Here is a 17,354-nt window from a genome sequence, read left to right as displayed (position 1 = left end):
CGCTGCCCGTCGCGCCGGCCGGGGGGCGGCTGCGTACAAGGGGGGGGCACAGGGCGTCGACGCGCACCGTTGCGCATCGGTCGACGACTCCTACGAGGAACTGTCCGGGTCGCTCGCGACCCGCGGATGGCTGGACCATAGCAACGCCGCAGGCCGCCCCGGATCCGGGTCCCGACCCGGGTCCCTCCAGCGGCTACGTCGTGCCGGCCCGCTGCTGCAGGTGCCGGGCCAGGTACGGCGCGGTGGCGCTGCCCTCGGCCGCCGCGACGTCGTCGGGGGTGCCGGTGGCCACCACCCGCCCGCCGCCGTCGCCGCCGGCGGGTCCGAGGTCCACGACCCAGTCGGCGCCGGCGACGGTGGCCAGGTCGTGCTCGACCACGACCACGGTGTTGCCGGCGTCGACGAGGCGGTGCAGCTGGGCCACGAGCAGCGCGATGTCGGCCGGGTGCAGCCCCGCGGTCGGCTCGTCGAGGAGGTAGAGGGCGTGCCCGCGGCGCGCGCGCTGCAGCTCGGTGGCGAGCTTGATCCGCTGCGCCTCGCCGCCGCTGAGCTCGGTGGCCGGCTGGCCCAGGCGCAGGTAGCCCAGCCCGACCTCGCGCAGGGTGGCCAGGCTGCGGGCCGCCGCCGGCACGTCGTCCAGCACCTCGGCGGCCTCGTCGACGGAGAGGGCCAGCACGTCGGCGATGCTCAGGCCGCGGTGGCGGACCTCGAGCGTCTCGTCGTTGTAGCGGGCGCCCCCGCAGGCGGGGCACGGGGCGTAGGTGCCGGGCATGAAGAGCAGCTCGACCGAGACGAACCCCTCGCCCTGGCAGGTCTCGCAGCGGCCCTCGGCGACGTTGAAGGAGAACCGGCCGGCGCCGTAGCCGCGCTCGCGCGCCTCCGGGGTGGCGGCGTACAGCTTGCGGACCGCGTCGAAGAGCCCGGTGTAGGTGGCCAGGTTCGAGCGCGGGGTCCGGCCGATGGGTCGCTGGTCGACGCGCACCAGCCGGTCGAAGGACTCCAGCCCGGTGGCGTCGTCGACGTCGATCTCGAGGGCGTCGTCCTCGGCGTCGTCCGGGGCCTGGCCCAGGTGGCGGCGCACCAGCTCGGCGAGGACCTGGGTGACCAGCGTCGACTTGCCCGACCCCGAGACCCCGGTGACGGCGGTGAGGGCGCACAGCGGCAGGTCGACCGAGAGGTCGTCGAGGTTGTGGCGGCTGATGCCGCGCAGGTGCAGCCAGCCGTGCGGCGTGCGGCGCTGGCGCTGCTCGGGCTCGACCCGGCCGAAGAGGTGGGCGCCGGTGACCGACTCCTCGACGTGCTCGAGGCCGGCGACCGGCCCGGAGTAGAGCACCTGCCCGCCGCCCTCGCCGGCGCCGGGCCCGATGTCGACGACCCAGTCGGCGCGGCGCACGACGTCGAGGTCGTGCTCGACGACGAAGAGCGAGTTGCCGGCCTCCTTGAGCCGGTCGAGCACGTCGAGCAGCGGCTCCGCGTCGGCCGGGTGCAGCCCCGCCGACGGCTCGTCGAGCACGTAGACGACCCCGAAGAGGCCCGAGCGCAGCTGGGTGGCGATCCGTAGCCGCTGCGCCTCGCCCGGCGACAGGGTGGTCGAGCTGCGCCCCAGCGAGAGGTAGCCCAGGCCGAGGTCGAGCAGCACCTCGACCCGCGAGACGAGGTCGGCGCACAGCCGCACGGCCACCTCGGTGGCCTCCCCCGAGTCGGCCGACGAGGTCGCGGCGCCGGCCTCGTCAAGCTCGGCGATCGGCCGCAGCAGCGCCACGAGCTCGAGGAAGGAGAGCGCGTTGACCTCGGCGATCGAGTGCCCGCGGAAGGTGACGGCCAGCGAGGCCGGCTGCAGACCGGTGCCCGCGCAGGTCGCGCAGCTGACGGCGCGCACGAAGCGCATCGCCTTGTCGCGCATCATCTGGCTCTTGGTGTCGGCCAGCACGTGGCGCACGTGCTTGCGGGCGCTCCAGAAGGTGCCGTGGTAGTCGCGGCCGGTGGAGTCGTCGGGCTCGCCGCGCCGGTCGACCAGGACCCGGGGCTGCTCGTCGGTGTAGAGCAGCCAGTCGCGGTCCTTCTCGGCCAGCGTGTGCCAGGGTGCGTCGACGTCGATGCCGACCGCCTTGACGACCCGCAGCAGGTTCTTGCCCTGCCACGCGCCGGGCCAGGCGGCGATCGCGCCGTCACGGATGCTCAGCGACGGGTCGGGCACGAGCAGGTCCTCGGCGACGTCGTGGACCTCCCCCAGACCGTGGCACTCGGGGCAGGCGCCGGCGGCGGTGTTGGGCGAGAACGCCTCGGCCCCCAGCCGCGCCGCGCCCCCGGGGTAGGTGCCGGCGCGCGAGTAGAGCATCCGCAGCAGGTTGGACAGCGTGGTCAGGGTGCCGACGCTGGAGCGCGAGCTGGGCGCGCCGCGGCGCTGCTGCAGCGCCACCGCCGGCGGCAGGCCGGTGATCTCCTGCACGTGCGGCGCCCCGACCTGCTGCAGCAGGCGGCGGGCGTACGGCGCGACCGACTCGAAATAGCGGCGCTGCGCCTCGGCGTAGATCGTGCCGAAGGCCAGCGACGACTTGCCCGAGCCGGAGACCCCGGTGAAGGCGACCATCGCGTCGCGCGGCACGTCGACGTCGACGTGCCGCAGGTTGTGCTCGCTGGCGCCGCGGACGTGGACGAAGTGGTCGCTCGGGTCGTGGGGCACGCCCCAGTCCTACCCGCTCGCGCCCCGCCCGGGACCATCCCGGCGGCTGCCGCGCCCTGCGACCTCGTCGCGGGACTAGGCTCGCGCCATGGCGACGATGCACGAGGAGGTCCTCTCGAGCCTGGGCCCACGCATCGTCGACGGCTCCCTGGCCGAGGGCTCGACGATCACGTTGGAGTGGCTGGGCTGCGAGTACGCCGTCTCGCGCACCGTGGCGCGCGAGGTCGTGCAGGTGCTGGCGTCGATGAACCTCGTCGAGAGCCGGCGCCGCACCGGCATCCGCATCCGGCCCCGCACGGAGTGGCACTCCTACGACCCCGCAGTGGTGCGCTGGCGCCTCGAGGGGACGCAGCGCAGCGCCCACCTGCAGGAGCTCTCGCAGCTGCGGGCCGCGGTCGAGCCGGCCTCGGCCGCGCTGGCGGCCGAGCGCGCCGGCACCGAGGACGGCGAGGAGCTGCTGCGCCTGGCCCGAGAGATGGAGACGACCGGGGCCGCCGGCGACCTGCTGGCCTTCCTCGAGCACGACGTCGAGTTCCACCGGCGGCTGCTGCACCTGTCGGGCAACCAGATGTTCGCGGGGCTCTGCGACGTGGTCGAGGAGGTGCTGCGCGGGCGCACCGACCACGACCTGATGCCGGCGCACCCCAAGCCCGAGGCCCGGCGGCTGCACCTGCTGGTGGCGCAGGCGGTCGCCGCCGGGGAGCCCGAGTCGGCCCGGGAGGCGATGACCGCGATCTGCACCGAGGTGCTGCGGGCCACCGGCGCCACGGGGCCTGGACCTCAGAGCTCGTCGGCCGAACCGATCGTGTAGCTCACCGACAGCTCCTCGTCGTCGGACCCGGCCACGTTCAACGACACGGTCGTGCTGCCGTCGGTGAACTGCAGCTGGACGTAGTGGTTGCCGTCCAGGTCCTGCCGCAGGTTGCCGGTCTGCTCGTAGCCGGCCTCCTCGAACCCGGCCTCGAGGTGCTCCACCGTGCCGGCGACGTCGCCCCCCGGCACGAGCAGCGCGGCCATGATCATCTCCTCGTCGCCGCCGAGCTCCATGGCCGAGACGACCTGGTAGGCCTGGTCGGGCAGGGGCACGTCCTCGGGGAAGGACTCGGGCAGCTCGCCGCCCCCGACGGAGAGCGACCCGTCCTCGCCCTCGATCGTCACCGTCCCGGCGTCGGAGTCGACGTCCACGACCGCGTCGCCCCCGGACCCGGCCTCCATCGCCTTCTCCATGCCCTTCTCGGCGAGCGTGTCGGTCGAGCAGCCGCCGAGGAGGCCGGCGCCGAGCAGGACGGCGGTGAGAACCAGGCCGATGGCGGTCCTGGGTGTGGGGCCGGCCACCGGTCCCCCGTCGGGGGGCGCCGCACCCCACCTGCTCGCTCGTGTCGTCATGCTGTCGGGCTCCTCTCGTCCACGTCCTCGCGTCCTCGCCCCGAGGTCCGGCCCTCATCCGAGCAGGCGGCGCTCACCGAGCCCTCACAAAACGCTCACAGGGGTGCGCCGGGGGCGCTACGGTCGAGGACCCGACGTCGTCATCCCAGGTGCCATGCTCCAAGTCCTTGTCCTCGGTCCTGTCGAAGCCCGCGTCGGCGTCGAGCACCTGCGCATCGGCGGACGCAAGCAGCAGACGATGCTCGCCCGGCTCGCGACCAGCGAGGGCCACCCGGTGTCGCCCGACCACCTCGTCGACGACCTCTGGGGCCAGCACCCGCCACGCGACCCGGTCCATGCCCTGCAGGCCCACGTCTCGCGCCTGCGCGCCACCCTGCCGGTCGACGTCGAGGCGTCGAGCGGCGGCTACCGTCTCGCGCCGGGTGCCTCCACCCTAGATGCGACAGAGTTCGCCGCGCTGGCCGAGAGGGGCCGTGCCGAGCTCGCAGCGGGCACGCCGGAGCGCGCCGCAGCCACGCTGCGGGCCGCGGAGGGGTGCTGGCGCGGGCCCGCTTTCGGGGACCTGTCCGACGTCAGCGGACTGCGTCCGGTGGCGGCGGGGCTGGAGAGCCGGCGCACCCGGGTGCTGGCCGACCGCATCGAGGCCGAGATCGCGTGCGGCGACCAGGCCGCAGTCCTCGGCGAGCTGCGGTCCCTGGTGACCCGGCACCCGCTCCAGGAGCAGTGGTGGGCCCTGCTGGTGCGTGCCCTGCACCAGGACGGCCAGCGCGGCGACTCGCTCGCGGCGTACCAGGAGGCGCGCACGGTGATCGTCGAGGAGCTGGGACTCGAGCCCGGTCAGCAGCTCGTGCAGGCGCACCGAGCCGTGCTGCAGGACGACAGCGGCACCACGCGGACCCCGTCGGTCGTCCCGGTGCGCCGAGCGCCAGCGCGTGACGGGCGTCGCACCCTGCCCGAGGAGGTCTCGCGACGCGTGCAGGCGCCGTTCAGCGGACGGTTGCCGGAGCTGGCGGAGCTCGAGGCCGCCTGGCGGCGCCGGGACCGGGGGCCCGGGCTGGTGGCGTTGAGCGGCGAACCCGGCATCGGCAAGACCCGGCTCGCCGCCGAGTTCGCGGCCCGCTGCGGCGCACGTGGGGCCCGGGTGCTGTTCGGACGCTGCGACGAGACGATCGCCGTGCCCTACCAGCCGCTGATGGAGATGCTGCAGGACTACGTCGACTCGTGCGCGCCGGCCGACCTCCCCTCGTGCCTGGGACGCTCGCCCGGGCCTCTCGTGCGGCTGCTCCCCCGCCTGTCGACCCTCCTGGCCGCCGAGGTCGTCCCTGGTCCGGCGTCGGACCCCGAGACGGAGCGTTACCGCCTCTTCGAGGCCGTCGCCGAGTGGCTGGCCCACGCGTGCGAGACGGAGCCGCTCCTCGTCGTCATCGACGACCTGCAGTGGGCCGACGAGGCCACCCTGCTCCTCCTGCGCCGTCTGCTGCGGAGCCCGACCCCGCTGCCGATGGTGATCGTCACGACGCACCGTGACCGCGAGCACCAGCCCGCCCATGCCACCACCGCCGCCATCGCCGACCTCGTGCGCCATTCCGAGCAGGTCTCCCGGGTCCCCCTCGCCGGGCTGTCGCGCGCCGACCTCGAAGAGCTGCTCGCGGACCGCATCGAGACCGGCTCGGACACCGGTCCCACGCCGGGCGACCTCGCCGTGTCGATCGAGGCGGCCAGCGGCGGCAACCCCCTGTTCGCCCTGGAGCTGGCCCGGCAGACGGTCGACACCCGCGGTCCGGCGGGCGCCCCCGCCACGGGCCTGCCGCAGGGCCTGCGCGAGCTCGTCGAGCAGCGGGTGGGCCGGTTGCCCCCACCGGTGCAGGAGCTCCTGACCTGCGCGGCCGTGATCGGGCGGAGCTTCGACCCGACCCTGGCCCAGGAGGTGCTCGGCCTCGAGGCGTCCGACCTCGACGCCCGCCTCGACGCGGCCGCGTACACGTTGCTGATCGAGGCGTCGACGGGTCCCCGGTTGGAGTACGTGTTCTCCCACGACGTCGTGCGGGCCGCCCTGTACGACGCCGTGCCCCCGCTGCGCCGGGCGGAGCTGCACCGCCTGGTCGCCACCTCGCTCGAGCGTCGTCACCTGGTCGACCTGGCGTCGCACTACCACCAGCTGGCCCACCACTTCGCGGCCGCCGCCGTGGTCGGACCGACGACCGAGGCGATCCACTACCTGGTCCTGGCCGGGCGCTCCGCGCTCGAGCAACGGGCCCCGGCGGTGGCGGTCGACCACTACACCCGGGCACTGGGCCTCAGCCCCGGATCGCTCCCCCCGGCCCGCGAGTCCGACCTGCTCGCCGAGCTGGGGATCGCCCAGCTCCAGGCCGGCCGCCCCGAGTACCGCACCACGCTGCTGCGCTCGGCCGAGCTCGCCCGGGCCGAGGGCGACACCGCGAGGCTGGCCGCCGCCGCCGTGGCGAACAGTCGTGGCTGGTGGTCGAGCACCGCAGAGATCGACGACGAACGGGTCGCCGTGCTCGAAGCCGCCCTCGCAGCCGACACCGAAGCGGACCCCGCCACCCGTTCGCGCCTGCTCGCCGGGTGGTCGTTGGAGACCGTGCGCGACCCGGAGCGCCGCCTCGAGTCCGTCCGGCGCAGCACCGAGGCGCTGCAGCTGGCGCGCCGGTGCGGCGACGACCTCATGCTGGGCCGGACGCTCGCCGACCACTACGCCGTCACCTACGCCTCGTTCAGCGATCCTCGCGGCTGCGCGAGGATCAGTGCCGAGCTGCTCGAGGTCGCGACCCGGAGCGGCGATGACGGCCTGCAGATGATGGCGGCCGTCGGCCACACCCAGGCCACGTTGATGCTCGGTGACCTGGAGACCTCCGACGACTTCCTCGAGCGTGCCGACCGGAGCGCGACCGCACTGAGCCACCACTCCCGGCTGTGGATGGTGCGCACCTGGCAGGCGGGGCGACTGGTGCTGCGCGGCCACCTCGTGGAGGCGGAGGACACCGCCGCCGCCGCGCTCGACCTCGGAGTGGCCACCGACCAGCCCGACGCGATGACCTGGTTCGCCGGTCAGCTGTTCACGATCCGCTGGATGCAGGGCCGGTTGCACGAGCTGATCGACGAGATCGAGACGCAGGTCGCCACCCAGGCCGACGGCATCCCGGCCTGGCGGGCCGCTCATGCGTTGGCACTCGCCGAGGTGGGGCGCGCAGCCGATGCCGAGAAGATCCTCGACGAGTTCGTGAGCACCGACCTCCACTCGCTGCCCTACGACATGCTGTGGCTGCAGGGCGTCGCCTACCTGTGCTCGGCGTGCCGGGCCGTCGGACGCACCGACATGGCCAGGGTCCTGTACGACGCGCTCACGCCCTACGCGGGCCTGCTCGCCGACAACGCCACGATCGGTGCCGGCCCGGTCGACCTCCACCTGGGCCAGATGGCCCGGCTTCTCGGCGAGGACACCCTCGCCGAGCGGCACCGGGCCGCGGCCGTCCGGACCTGTGCCCGCATCGACGCACCGTTGTGGTTGCGCCGGGCGCGCGACGTCTGAGCGGGCCGGGCCCGGCGTGGGTCAGATCAGCAGGCCGCTGAGCGGCCACAGCACGACCGCGGCGGCGAAGGCGGTGAGGCCCAGCGTGGTCTCCATGACGGTCCAGGTCTTCAGGGTGGTCTTCTCGTCCATCCCGAAGAAGCGGCTGACCAGCCAGAACCCGGAGTCGTTGACGTGCGAGAGCACGGTGGCCCCGGCAGCCACGGCGACGACCAGCAGGGCGATGCGCACGTCGTGCAGGCCCTCGGCCTGCGAGGCGATCAGCCCCGACGCGGTCGTGAGCGCGACCGTCGCCGAGCCCTGCGCGACGCGCAGCGCGGTGGCGATCAGGAACGCCTGGAGCAGCAGCGGCATGCCCAGGCCGGACAGCGAGCCGGTCAGCGCCTCGCCGATGCCGCTGGCGCGCAGCACGCCACCGAACATGCCGCCGGCGCCGGTGATCAGGATGATCGAGCAGATCGGGCCCAGCGCGTCGTCGAGCAGCTGGGTGGTCTCGGAGAGGGTGCGGCCGTGGCGGCCGAGGGTGGCGATGGCCAGCAGCAGGGTGATCAGCAGCGCGACCGGCGTCTGGCCGACCAGCTGGAGCGCCTCGACGAGACCGTTGCCCTCCCCGATGACCTCCGAGGTGACCAGGGTGGTGAGCACGGTGTTGAGCGCGATCAGCACCAGCGGCACCAGCAGCAGCCCCAGGACGGTGGAGAACGCCGGCGGGGCCAGGCGGGTCTCGGTCGTCGTGGCGGTGCCGGCACCGGTGCCGGTGGAGCCGTCGACGTCGGTCGGCGCGTCGGTGCTGCCGCCGCCGTTGACCGGGCCGAGCAGCAGGTCGGGCAGCGCGACGTAGATGCGGGCGCCGAGCTGGCGCGAGACGAGGTAGACACCGACGTACCAGCTCACCAGGGCGACGGGCAGGCCGACCAGCAGCACGACCCCGATGTCGCCACCGAGCACGGTGCCGGCCGCGACCGGGCCCGGGTGCGGCGGCACGATCGCGTGCATCGCGGCGAAGGCACCGGCCGCGGGCAGCGCGTAGTAGAGCACCGAGCCGCCGAAGCGGCGGGCCACGGTGAGGATGATCGGCAGGAAGACCACGAGGCCGGCGTCGAAGAAGATCGGGAAGCCGAAGAGCAGCGCCGCGACGCCGAGCGCGAAGGGTGCCCGCGCCTCGCCGAAGCGGCCGATGAGGGTGTCGGCGAGCACCTGGGCGCCGCCGGTGACCTCGAGCAGGCGCCCGAGCATCACGCCGAAGCCGACCAGCAGCGCGACCGAGGCCAGGGTGCTGCCGAAGCCACTGGTCAGGGCGGTGGGCACCAGCGCCAGCGGGATGCCGGCGGCGACCGCGGTCAGCAGGCTGACCAGCACCAGCGAGATGAAGGCGTGCAGGCGCACCTTCATGATCAGGAACAGCAGGACGGCGACCGCGGCGGCTGCGATGAGCAGCAGGGTGGCGGTGCCGTGGGCGGGAGCGATCGCTTCCATCGGGTCTCCAGGCGGCGTGAGCAGTGTGGGGTCGGTCACGACGAGGGTGCACCAAAGGTACTATCTTTTGCAAGACCCGCCGCCAGGCCACCGTGACCCGGCGAAAATCTCACGCTGACCCGGCGCAGATCTCACACTGACCCGGCTCAGATGTCGCGCCGACCCGGCCCGGACCTACGTCGCGAGTCCGCCCGCGGTCGCCGGCTCCGCATCGGCGGTGTGGGTGTGCATGCGCATCCCGGCGTCGTTGAAGATGCTCAGCACCTGGGCCGGGCGGGAACCGACGGCCGACAGGCTGTGCGGGGTGCGGGTGTCGAACTCCGCCGCCTCGCCCCGGGTCAGCACCAGGTCCTGCTCCCCCAGCAGCAGCCGCAGCCGACCCGACAGCACGTAGAGCCACTCGTACCCGTCGTGCACGCGCAGCGCGGGCGGGTCGTTCGTGGGCGGGAAGCTGACCTTGTACGTCGAGATGGGCGAGCCCTCCGGCGCGAGCGGGAGGATCAGCATGCCCTCGCGGCGGATGGGCGGGCGCCGCACGCGCGGGTCGGGCGTCTCCGCCGCGACCAGGTCGTCGAGCCGGATGCCGAGCAGGCGGGTCAGCGGCACCAGCAGCTCCAGGCTCGCCTGGCGCTTGCCCGACTCGAGGCGCGAGAGCGTGCTGGGTGACATGCCGGCCCGCTCGGCCAGCTCGTCGAGGGTCCAGCCGCGGTCGTTGCGGGCCGCGCGCAACCGCGCTCCCACCTGGGCGAGCTCGTCGACCACCAGCGCTCCTCCTCCGTGTCGTCCTTCTCGACGCATCTTGCCATATCCGCAGGAAGCATTGCGACATCAGCAGCGGCCGGGTCAACTGGTCGCATGACGATGAACGAGTGGGACGAGAGCTGGGACGTGGTCGTGGTCGGCGGTGGGGCCGCGGGCCTGTCCGCCGCACTGATGCTGGGCCGGGCCCGGCGCCGGGTGCTGGTGGTCGACGCGGGCGAGCCGCGCAACAGGTACGCCGCGCACGTGCACGGGGTGCTGGGCCACGACGGCCTCGAGCCCGCGGCCCTGGTGGCCCGCGGACGCGAGGAGCTGGCGGCGTACGACGTCGAGGTGCGCGCGGGCCGGGTCGAGGCGGTCGAGGACCTCGCCGCGGACAGCGGCGCCCTGCTGGTGCGGCTGGCCACCGGCGCCTCGCTGCGCACCCGGGCGCTGGTGGTGGCGACCGGCATCACCGACGTGCTGCCGGAGGTGCCGGGGCTGGCCGAGCGGTGGGGCTCCAGCGTGCTGCACTGCCCCTACTGCCACGGCTGGGAGGTGCGCGGGCGTCGGATCGGGATCCTCGCGACGGGCCCGTGGGGTCTGCACCAGGCGCAGCTGCTGCGGCAGTGGAGCGACGACGTCGTGCTCCTCAGCGCCGCGATGGAGCCGCTCGAGGAGGCGGTCGTGCAACGGCTGGCCAGCCGCGGCGTGCGCGTGGTCCCCGACGAGGTCGTCGAGGTCCTGGGCGACGGCGCCGCCCTGACGGGCGTGCGCACCGCCGCCGACGAGGTGGTCGAGGTCGATGCCCTCTTCACGTTCGGGCACCCGGCCCCCCACGACGGCTTCCTGGACGGCCTGGCGCTCGGGCGCGAGGAGGGCCAGTTCGGCCGCTTCCTGACCGTCGACCCGACCGGGCGCACCATCCACGAGCGGGTCTGGGCGGTCGGCAACGTGGTCGAGCCGATGGCCGCCGTGCCGATGGTGATGTCGGCCGGCGCCAAGGCCGGCGCGTTCGTCAACGCCGTGCTGGTGGAGGAGGACTTCGATGCGGCCCAGGTGGCCGCGCACCAGGTCGCCGAGCACTGGGAGGGCTTCTACGCCGACACGCCCCGCAAGTGGTCGGGGCGCGTCAACGCCACGACCGCCGACGTCGTGGCCACCCTGCCGGTCGGCGACGTGCTCGACCTCGGCTGTGGCGAGGGCGGCGACGCGGTCTGGCTGGCCGAGCAGGGCTGGCGGGTGACCGCGGTCGACATCTCCGACACCGCCACCGCCCGGGGCGCCGAGGGCGCGGCGGCCCGCGGGGTGGCCGACCGGGTCGAGTGGCACGCCCACGACCTCGCCACCTGGCGCACCGAGGAGACCTTCGACCTCGTGACCGCGTCGTTCCTGCACTCCGAGGTGGCCCTGCCCCGCACCGAGGTCCTGCGCCGCGCGGCCTCGCGGCTGCGGCCCGGCGGCCACCTGCTGCTGGTCTCCCACGTCTTCGAGTCCGAGGCCGACCTCCCGCCGTGGGCGCCACGGAAGGAGGACGGGCACGACCACGGGAAGCACTCCTCGCCGATGCCCGAGCTGCTGACGCCGGTCGAGGAGGTCGCCGAGCTCGCCCTCGACCCCGACGCCTGGTCGGTGGTGCTGTGCGAGATCCGGGAGCGCGAGGCGACCGGCCCCGACGGCCGGCAGACGGCGACCATGAAGGACGGCGTGGTCCTCCTGCAGCGCCGCTGACCCGTCGCAAATCTCGCGCCGACCCGGCCCATATCTCGTGCCGACCCGGCCCGAACCTCCCGACGGCGGTACCCGGGAGTGCCACAGTGCACCCGTGGACATCGTGAGCGACCTCGCCCCCATCGGCACCCTGCGCGCCTCGATCAACCTCGGCAACCCGGTGCTCGCGCAGGGCACCGCCGAGCAGCCGCGGGGTGTCACCGTCGACCTCGCCCGTGAGCTCGGCGCCCGGCTCGGGGTCCCGGTCGAGCTCACCTGCTGCGGCGCGGCCCGCGAGTCCTTCGAGGCGATGGTCCAGGGACGGGCCGACGTCTGCTTCCTGGCCGTCGACCCGGCCCGGGAGGCGAGCGTCGCGTTCACCGCGCCGTACGTCGTGATCGAGGGCGTGTACGTCGTCGCGGAGACGTCCCCGCTCGGCTCGGCGGCCGAGGTCGACCGGGAGGGTGTGCGGGTCGGGGTCAAGGACGGGTCGGCCTACGACCTCTTCCTCTCCCGCACCCTGCGGCACGCGGAGGTGGTGCGCGGCGCCGAGGGCACCACGGTCTTCGCCGACCGGCACCTCGAGGTGGGGGCGGGCATCCGGCAGCCGGTGCTGGACTTCGTCGCCGCGCACCCCGGGCACCGCGTCCTCGAGCCGGCGTTCATGGAGATCGCGCAGGCCGTCGGCACCACCCGCGACCGCAGCGCCGCGACGCTCGCCTTCCTGCGTGACGTCGTCGAGGACCTCAAGGCGGAGGGGTTCGTGGCTGACGCGCTGGCCCGCTCCGGCAGGAACGACGCGAGGGTCGCCCCGCCCGGGCCCCGCACCTGAGGCGTCCGCCGGCGTCGGCGGCTCACCGTCCGGCGCGCTCGAACCGACGACCGATGGCCGTGCAGTGCTCGGCGAGCTCCGGCGGCTCGAGCACCTCGAAGTCGTGCCCGGCCACGCCGAGGTAGACCGCGACCATGGCGAGGTCCTCGCCGCCGGTGCGCAGCAGGCAGGTGGTCTCCGTCTCGGTCTCGACGCTGACCGCGGCGACCGGGTAGACCGCCCGCACCGCCTCGGCCGCGGCGTGGAAGCGCACCAGCACCCGGTGGGGGTACGGCGCCGAGGTGACGGCCCGGTGCACGTAGGTCACCGGGTCCTCGTGCTCGCGGGCCGTGAACCGCCACGTGCTGACCCGCACCTCGCGGAGCCGGTCGAGACGGAAGGTGCGCCAGTCCTCACGGTCGAGGTCGTAGGCCATCAGGTACCACCGCCGACCGGTCGCCACGAGCCCGTAGGGCTCGACCCGCCGCCGGCTGCTCGTGCCGGAGCGGTCGGCGTACGCGAACTCCAGGCGGACCAGGTCGCGGCAGGCACCGGCGATCTCGACCAGGGCGTCGGCGTCGACGGTCTCCGCGGGCGCCGCTCCGGCCAGGATCGAGATCGAGCCGTGGATGCCGTGGACCCGGTGGCGCAGCCTCGACGGGAGGACCTGGTCGAGCTTGGTCAGGGCGCGCAGCGCCGCCTCGCTGGCGCCCGCGACCGTCCCGCCGGCCGCGAGCCGGAGCGACACCGCGACCGCGACCGCCTCGGCGTCGTCGAGCAGCAGCGGCGGCAGGGCGCGCCCCGCCCCGAGGCGGTACCCACCGGCGACCCCCTGCGTGGCGTTGACCGGGTAGCCCAGCTCGCGCAGGCGGTCGACGTCGCGCCGGACCGTGCGCGTCGTCGTGCCCAGGCGCTCGGCCAGCTCGCTGCCGCTCCAGGCCTGCCGCTGCTGCAGCAGGGCCAGCAGCCGCAGGACGCGCTCGGTGGGACCGGACGAGGAGGTGGCCATGCCGACAACCTGCCACAGGCTGCGGACAGGACCTGTCCTAGTTCGGGTGCAGCGTGGGCAGTGACAGCAGTTCACGACCGAGGAGGACCCCGATGCCGTTCCTGGCCCCACCCGCCCCCACCGAGCAGGACAACCTGGCCGGATACCTGTCCATGCAGCTCGACGCCTTCCGGGCCCTGGCCCACGGCCTGTCCGACGCGCAGGCCGCCGCCACCCCGAGCGCGAGCGCCTTCTCGATCGGCGGCCTGGTCCGCCACGTCACCGTCGTGACGGCCAACTGGGTCGACTCGGTGGAGCACGCGCCGGCGCTCGCCCCGGTGGCGGAGATCGAGCGACGTGTGGCTGAGTTCGAGCGCGGCTTCGTCGCCGGCGACTCCCTGGCCACCGCGCTGGAGCAGTACGACGACGTCGCCGACCGAGCGCTCGACGCGGCCCGGCGGGTCGACCTCGAGACCCCCGTCCCGGTGCCGGACGCGCCGTGGTTCCCGAAGGACGTCGAGCACTGGTCGGTGCGGTGGGTCTGGGGCCACCTGGTCCAGGAGCTGGCCCGGCACGCCGGCCACGGCGACATCATCCGCGAGACCCTCGACGGCGCCACGATGTACCCGCTGGTCGCCGCCGCGGAGGGGATGGGCGACCTGGGCTTCCTGCAGCCGTGGACGCCCTCGGACCCCGGCTTCACGACCGGGGTCAGCACGGTCGTCTACTTCGCCGCCGACCCCGCCGCGGCCCGGGCCTGGTACACCGAGCTCCTCGGCGCCGAGCCCTACTTCGCCCAGGGGCCGTACGTCGAGTGGCGGGTCGGCCCGCACGAGCGCGAGCTCGGCCTGCTGGACGCCGCGTTCGCACCTGAGCACCGCGCCGACGGCACCGGGTCCGTCATCGCCTACTGGCAGGTCGAGGACGCCACGGCGGCGTACGAACGGCTCCTCGCGATGGGCGCCACGACCCAGTGGGCCCCGCGGGACTTCGGGTCGGGGTACGTCGGCGCCAGCGTCGTCGACCCGTTCGGCAACGTCCTCGGCGTGATGCAGCGTCCCGCCGGCTGAGCACGGGGACGGCTGACGAGGTCAGCCCAGCCCGAGCCGCGCGATCGGCTCGACGAGCACCTGTTCCTCGTAGGACAGGTGCGACAGGAGGGTGTCGGAGAGCAGGTCGACCGCGCGGCGCAGGTCCTCCATCCCGTCCTCGACGGAGACGAAGGCCACCAGCGCGCGGTCCACCTCCTCGAGGACCTCGTGGATCTGCTCGTGCTCGACCTGCAGCTGGTCCACCACGGGCCCCAGCCGAGGGTCCCGACGCCGCAGGTGCGGGAAGATCCCCTCGTCCTCCAGCGTGTGGTGGGTCGTCACCACGCGGCAGTAGCTCTCGCAGTATCCGCCGAGGACCCACTTGTTCTGGCGCAGCGTCATAGCGTGGATGTGCGACCGGGCCGCCGCGGCACCGAGCATCCCGGTGGCCACCTGCTCGATGAGGTCGTGGAGCTGGTCGAGCTCGGCGCGCAGGTGGTCGTGGATGTCGACGAGGTGCTGGCCGGTGGCCTGCTCGTGCGGGGTGTAGCGCCGGTCGGGGTCGGGGGTGGGACCGACGGGACGCGCCGCCTCGTCCAGGACCGACGCCTCACCCCGCGGGGCCGGCGCCGGCGTCGCACGCACAGCGAGGGCCGTCCTCGTCAGCGGCACCGCAGCCGCGGGGCGCGGGGTGCTGACGGCCCCGGCCCGGGCCGCTCCGACGAGCTCGCGGACCGCCGGCGCCACCTCCTCGGCGAAGATCCGCAGCTGTCGCGGGTCGTCGCTGGCGAGGATGAACGTGCTGACGCCCTCGGTGAGGGTCAGCTGCGCCAGCTCGGCGGCCCAGTGTGCGGGCGGCCCGTCCAGCTGTGCGCGTGCCGTGGTGGAGAAGGTGCCGGCCACGTTGAGCAGGCGCCGCACCTGTCCGGGGTCGCGGCCCGCCTCGGTCGCGGCCTCGTCGATGACGGCGTTGCCGCGGGCGAGGTCGCCCGGCTGCAGGTAGAACAGCGACGGCAGCCAGCCGTCCGCGCTGCGACCGATCAGTCGCAGCATCCGGGGCTTGAGGGCGCCGACCCACAGACCGATGTCGTGGCTCGGCGCCGGACCACGCTTGGCCCCCAGCACCTGGTGGTGGACGCCGTCCACCCGCACACCCCCGCGCGCGTCGGCGTCCCAGGTCTGGCGCACCACCTCGATCGCCTCCTCCAGCGCGACCACGCTCTCCCCCGGGCTCAGGCGCGGCACGCCCATCGCGACGATCGCGTCCCAGAACGCGCCGGCCCCGAGGGCCAGCTCGACCCGACCACCCGAGAGCAGGTCGAGCGAGGCCGCGCTGCGCGCCAGGACCGCCGGTGGTCGCAGCGGCACGTTGGCGACGTTGGGCGAGAGCCGCACCGTCGACGTACGGGCCGCGACGTAGGACAGCAGCGTCCAGGTGTCGAGGAAGCCCGGCTGGTAGGGGTGGTCCTGGAAGGTCACCAGGTCCAGGCCGACCTGCTCGCTCAGCACGGCGAGCGCCACGGCGTCGTCGGGGTTGCCGGCGGACGGGGTCAGGAACGAGCCGAACTGGAGGTCGTGCAGGTAGTCGGTCATGTGGGGGGTCCTCAGGCTCAGAAGACGCTGTGGCCGCTGACGGTCTCGGCGGCGGCGACCACGGGCTGCAGGACGTCCCAGTGCTCGAGCGCCACCCCGTCGGCGTCCATCTTCCAGATGTCGACACCGGCGATCCCGAGGTCGTCGGGGTCGTCGCTGTAGAGGTTGAGGAAGTTCACGTGCGCCCACACCCAGTCGCCCACCGCGATGATGCGGTGGATCTCGACCCGGGCGAGCGGGTGGGCCTCGACGACGGCGGCGAACGTCTCGCCCAGCATCGCCCCACCGTCGGGGAGCAGCGGGTTGTGCTGGACGTAGTCGTCCGCGACGAGCGCCGCAGCGGCCTCGCGCGGCTGCTTGTCGTTGATGGCGCGGCGGTAGAAGGCGATCAGGTTGTCCTTGTTGCGCACGGCCTGGGCGTCGGTGGTGTCCACGATCTCGATCATGATGTTGTCTCCTGTCGTTGGTGATGCGGTGGTTGGAAGGGTCGGGCTCAGACGAGACCGCCGAGCTGCAGTCGCAGCGCGTCGAGCTCGTCGTCGGTCATGGTCTTGGAGGCGTGCAGCAGCGCGGCGGCGTCGGCTCCGACGGTCCGTCGGCTCGGGGCCGGCTGCTCCTCAGCCGCCTCTCTGACCTGGGTGGCCGCGTCGGTCGCGGTGATCCCCTCGCCCTGCTTGGCGTTGAACTGCTCCGCGAACCGCTCGAAGGGCGCCCCGTAGAGCTCACGTCCCTCGGGGGTCATGGCGGAGAGGAGCCGCTCGAACGCCGCGGCCGACTTCGCCGGGCCGCCGGTGAGCATGCTCCCGGGCGAGACGATGGTGACGTCGATGCCGAACTGCTTCAGCTCGGCCCGGTAGACGTCGGCGAACACCTCCGCCGCGGCCTTGGACGCCCCCGAGGCGGCGTTGAACGGGAGCGGCACCGTCGCGGTGATGGTGCTGATCTGCACGATGCGCCCGCGCGCGGCGCGCAGCGCCGGCAGGAACTCGTTGATCACCCGGAGCGGCCCGAAGGTGTTCACCTCGAACTCGCGGCGTACGTCGTCGATCGCCAGCAGCTCGACGGGGCCGGGGGTGAGAATGCCGGCGTTGCTGACCAGGAGGTCGACACCGGCCACGTGGTCCTGCACGCCCTGGGCCCAGGTGGCGACCGCCGCGTCGTCGACGATGTCGACGACCGCCAGCCGCACGGCACCCCCCGAGGCGGCATCGAGGTCGGTGACCTCCGCTGCCGCGAGGGCGGTCCCGAAGACCTGGTAGCCGCGTGCGGTCAGCCCCAAGGAGATCTCCCGACCCAGCCCGCTGCCGGCCCCGGTCACCACTGCTACTCGTCCGGCGTCCATCTCGACGTCACGCTCCTCCACTCGTCAGTTACTTGCTTCGTGAAAC

General features: G+C 74.0%; 13 protein-coding genes. 5 read left to right on the top strand and 8 right to left on the bottom strand.

Annotated features, from left to right (window positions below; translation table 11 throughout):
- Nucleotides 1–193 precede the first annotated feature (193 nt).
- Complete coding sequence (gene uvrA / locus OCU29_RS01340; RefSeq protein ID WP_261818522.1) at nucleotides 194–2,683, bottom strand: excinuclease ABC subunit UvrA; 2,490 nt, start codon at nucleotides 2,681–2,683, stop codon at nucleotides 194–196.
- A gap of 88 nt (nucleotides 2,684–2,771) precedes the next feature.
- On the opposite strand from uvrA, the gene OCU29_RS01335 reads away from it, so the two are divergent.
- Nucleotides 2,772–3,494 (top strand): FadR/GntR family transcriptional regulator, encoded by a 723-nt coding sequence (locus OCU29_RS01335; RefSeq protein ID WP_179615736.1) that lies wholly within the window; start codon nucleotides 2,772–2,774, stop codon nucleotides 3,492–3,494.
- Here OCU29_RS01335 and OCU29_RS01330 read toward each other — a convergent pair.
- A complete protein-coding gene (locus OCU29_RS01330; RefSeq protein ID WP_261818521.1) occupies nucleotides 3,464–4,069 on the bottom strand; it encodes a hypothetical protein in 606 nt (201 codons plus the stop codon). The two genes, OCU29_RS01335 and OCU29_RS01330, sit on opposite strands and share 31 nt — an antisense overlap.
- Nucleotides 4,070–4,223: 154 nt before the next feature.
- On the opposite strand from OCU29_RS01330, the gene OCU29_RS01325 reads away from it, so the two are divergent.
- Nucleotides 4,224–7,619 carry an AfsR/SARP family transcriptional regulator gene (locus OCU29_RS01325; protein ID WP_261818520.1) on the top strand — a complete coding sequence of 1,132 codons (3,396 nt, stop codon included), beginning with the start codon at nucleotides 4,224–4,226 and terminating at the stop codon, nucleotides 7,617–7,619.
- Nucleotides 7,620–7,640: 21 nt separating this feature from the next.
- On the opposite strand, the gene OCU29_RS01320 is transcribed toward OCU29_RS01325, so the two are convergent.
- Both OCU29_RS01320 and OCU29_RS01315 read right to left on the bottom strand, forming a co-directional pair.
- Nucleotides 7,641–9,095 (bottom strand): GntP family permease, encoded by a 1,455-nt coding sequence (locus tag OCU29_RS01320; RefSeq protein WP_261818519.1) that lies wholly within the window; start codon nucleotides 9,093–9,095, stop codon nucleotides 7,641–7,643.
- 174 nt (nucleotides 9,096–9,269) lie between these two features.
- On the bottom strand, nucleotides 9,270–9,857 hold the full coding sequence (locus OCU29_RS01315; protein WP_261818518.1) for a helix-turn-helix domain-containing protein: 588 nt from the start codon (nucleotides 9,855–9,857) through the stop codon (nucleotides 9,270–9,272).
- A gap of 93 nt (nucleotides 9,858–9,950) precedes the next feature.
- On the opposite strand from OCU29_RS01315, the gene OCU29_RS01310 reads away from it, so the two are divergent.
- Nucleotides 9,951–11,564: a bifunctional NAD(P)/FAD-dependent oxidoreductase/class I SAM-dependent methyltransferase gene (locus tag OCU29_RS01310; protein ID WP_261818517.1), complete on the top strand. Its 1,614-nt coding sequence runs from the start codon at nucleotides 9,951–9,953 to the stop codon at nucleotides 11,562–11,564.
- Nucleotides 11,565–11,658: 94 nt separating this feature from the next.
- The gene (locus OCU29_RS01305) at nucleotides 11,659–12,375 is read left to right on the top strand and encodes a transporter substrate-binding domain-containing protein (protein ID WP_261818516.1); all 717 of its coding nucleotides are present in this window, start codon (nucleotides 11,659–11,661) and stop codon (nucleotides 12,373–12,375) included.
- Between the two features lie 22 nt (nucleotides 12,376–12,397).
- Here the strand turns inward: OCU29_RS01305 and OCU29_RS01300 are convergent, their stop codons facing one another.
- The gene (locus tag OCU29_RS01300; protein ID WP_261818515.1) at nucleotides 12,398–13,363 is read right to left on the bottom strand and encodes a YafY family protein; all 966 of its coding nucleotides are present in this window, start codon (nucleotides 13,361–13,363) and stop codon (nucleotides 12,398–12,400) included.
- A 92-nt stretch (nucleotides 13,364–13,455) separates the two neighbouring features.
- Between OCU29_RS01300 and OCU29_RS01295 the strand changes: the two genes are divergently transcribed.
- Nucleotides 13,456–14,412, top strand: coding sequence for a DUF664 domain-containing protein (locus tag OCU29_RS01295; RefSeq protein WP_261818514.1), 957 nt, complete (start codon nucleotides 13,456–13,458; stop codon nucleotides 14,410–14,412).
- A 21-nt stretch (nucleotides 14,413–14,433) separates the two neighbouring features.
- On the opposite strand, the gene OCU29_RS01290 is transcribed toward OCU29_RS01295, so the two are convergent.
- The 3 genes from OCU29_RS01290 to OCU29_RS01280 are packed head-to-tail and all read right to left on the bottom strand — an operon-like array spanning nucleotide 14,434 to nucleotide 17,329.
- Nucleotides 14,434–15,966 carry an LLM class flavin-dependent oxidoreductase gene (locus tag OCU29_RS01290; RefSeq protein WP_261818513.1) on the bottom strand — a complete coding sequence of 511 codons (1,533 nt, stop codon included), beginning with the start codon at nucleotides 15,964–15,966 and terminating at the stop codon, nucleotides 14,434–14,436.
- Between the two features lie 17 nt (nucleotides 15,967–15,983).
- Nucleotides 15,984–16,412, bottom strand: coding sequence for a nuclear transport factor 2 family protein (locus OCU29_RS01285; RefSeq protein ID WP_179615727.1), 429 nt, complete (start codon nucleotides 16,410–16,412; stop codon nucleotides 15,984–15,986).
- A 47-nt stretch (nucleotides 16,413–16,459) separates the two neighbouring features.
- Nucleotides 16,460–17,329, bottom strand: a complete 870-nt coding sequence (locus OCU29_RS01280) for an SDR family NAD(P)-dependent oxidoreductase (RefSeq protein ID WP_261818512.1) — start codon at nucleotides 17,327–17,329, stop codon at nucleotides 16,460–16,462.
- Between the last annotated feature and the right edge of the window lie 25 nt (nucleotides 17,330–17,354).

It is taken from the genome of Nocardioides sp. OK12 (assembly GCF_024341885.1).
GTDB classification, from domain to species: domain Bacteria; phylum Actinomycetota; class Actinomycetes; order Propionibacteriales; family Nocardioidaceae; genus Nocardioides; species Nocardioides marinisabuli.
This window is presented reverse-complemented; position numbering and strand designations above follow the sequence as displayed.

Excerpts from the sequence above, each read along its gene's own strand:
- OCU29_RS01335 (WP_179615736.1), top strand. The coding sequence starts at position 2,772 with ATGGCGACGATGCACGAGGAGGTCCTCTCGAGCCTGGGCCCACGCATC.
- OCU29_RS01330 (WP_261818521.1), bottom strand. The coding sequence starts at position 4,069 with ATGACGACACGAGCGAGCAGGTGGGGTGCGGCGCCCCCCGACGGGGGA.
- OCU29_RS01325 (WP_261818520.1), top strand. The coding sequence starts at position 4,224 with ATGCTCCAAGTCCTTGTCCTCGGTCCTGTCGAAGCCCGCGTCGGCGTC.
- OCU29_RS01320 (WP_261818519.1), bottom strand. The coding sequence starts at position 9,095 with ATGGAAGCGATCGCTCCCGCCCACGGCACCGCCACCCTGCTGCTCATC.
- OCU29_RS01310 (WP_261818517.1), top strand. The coding sequence starts at position 9,951 with ATGACGATGAACGAGTGGGACGAGAGCTGGGACGTGGTCGTGGTCGGC.
- OCU29_RS01300 (WP_261818515.1), bottom strand. The coding sequence starts at position 13,363 with ATGGCCACCTCCTCGTCCGGTCCCACCGAGCGCGTCCTGCGGCTGCTG.
- OCU29_RS01295 (WP_261818514.1), top strand. The coding sequence starts at position 13,456 with ATGCCGTTCCTGGCCCCACCCGCCCCCACCGAGCAGGACAACCTGGCC.
- OCU29_RS01290 (WP_261818513.1), bottom strand. The coding sequence starts at position 15,966 with ATGACCGACTACCTGCACGACCTCCAGTTCGGCTCGTTCCTGACCCCG.
- OCU29_RS01285 (WP_179615727.1), bottom strand. The coding sequence starts at position 16,412 with ATGATCGAGATCGTGGACACCACCGACGCCCAGGCCGTGCGCAACAAG.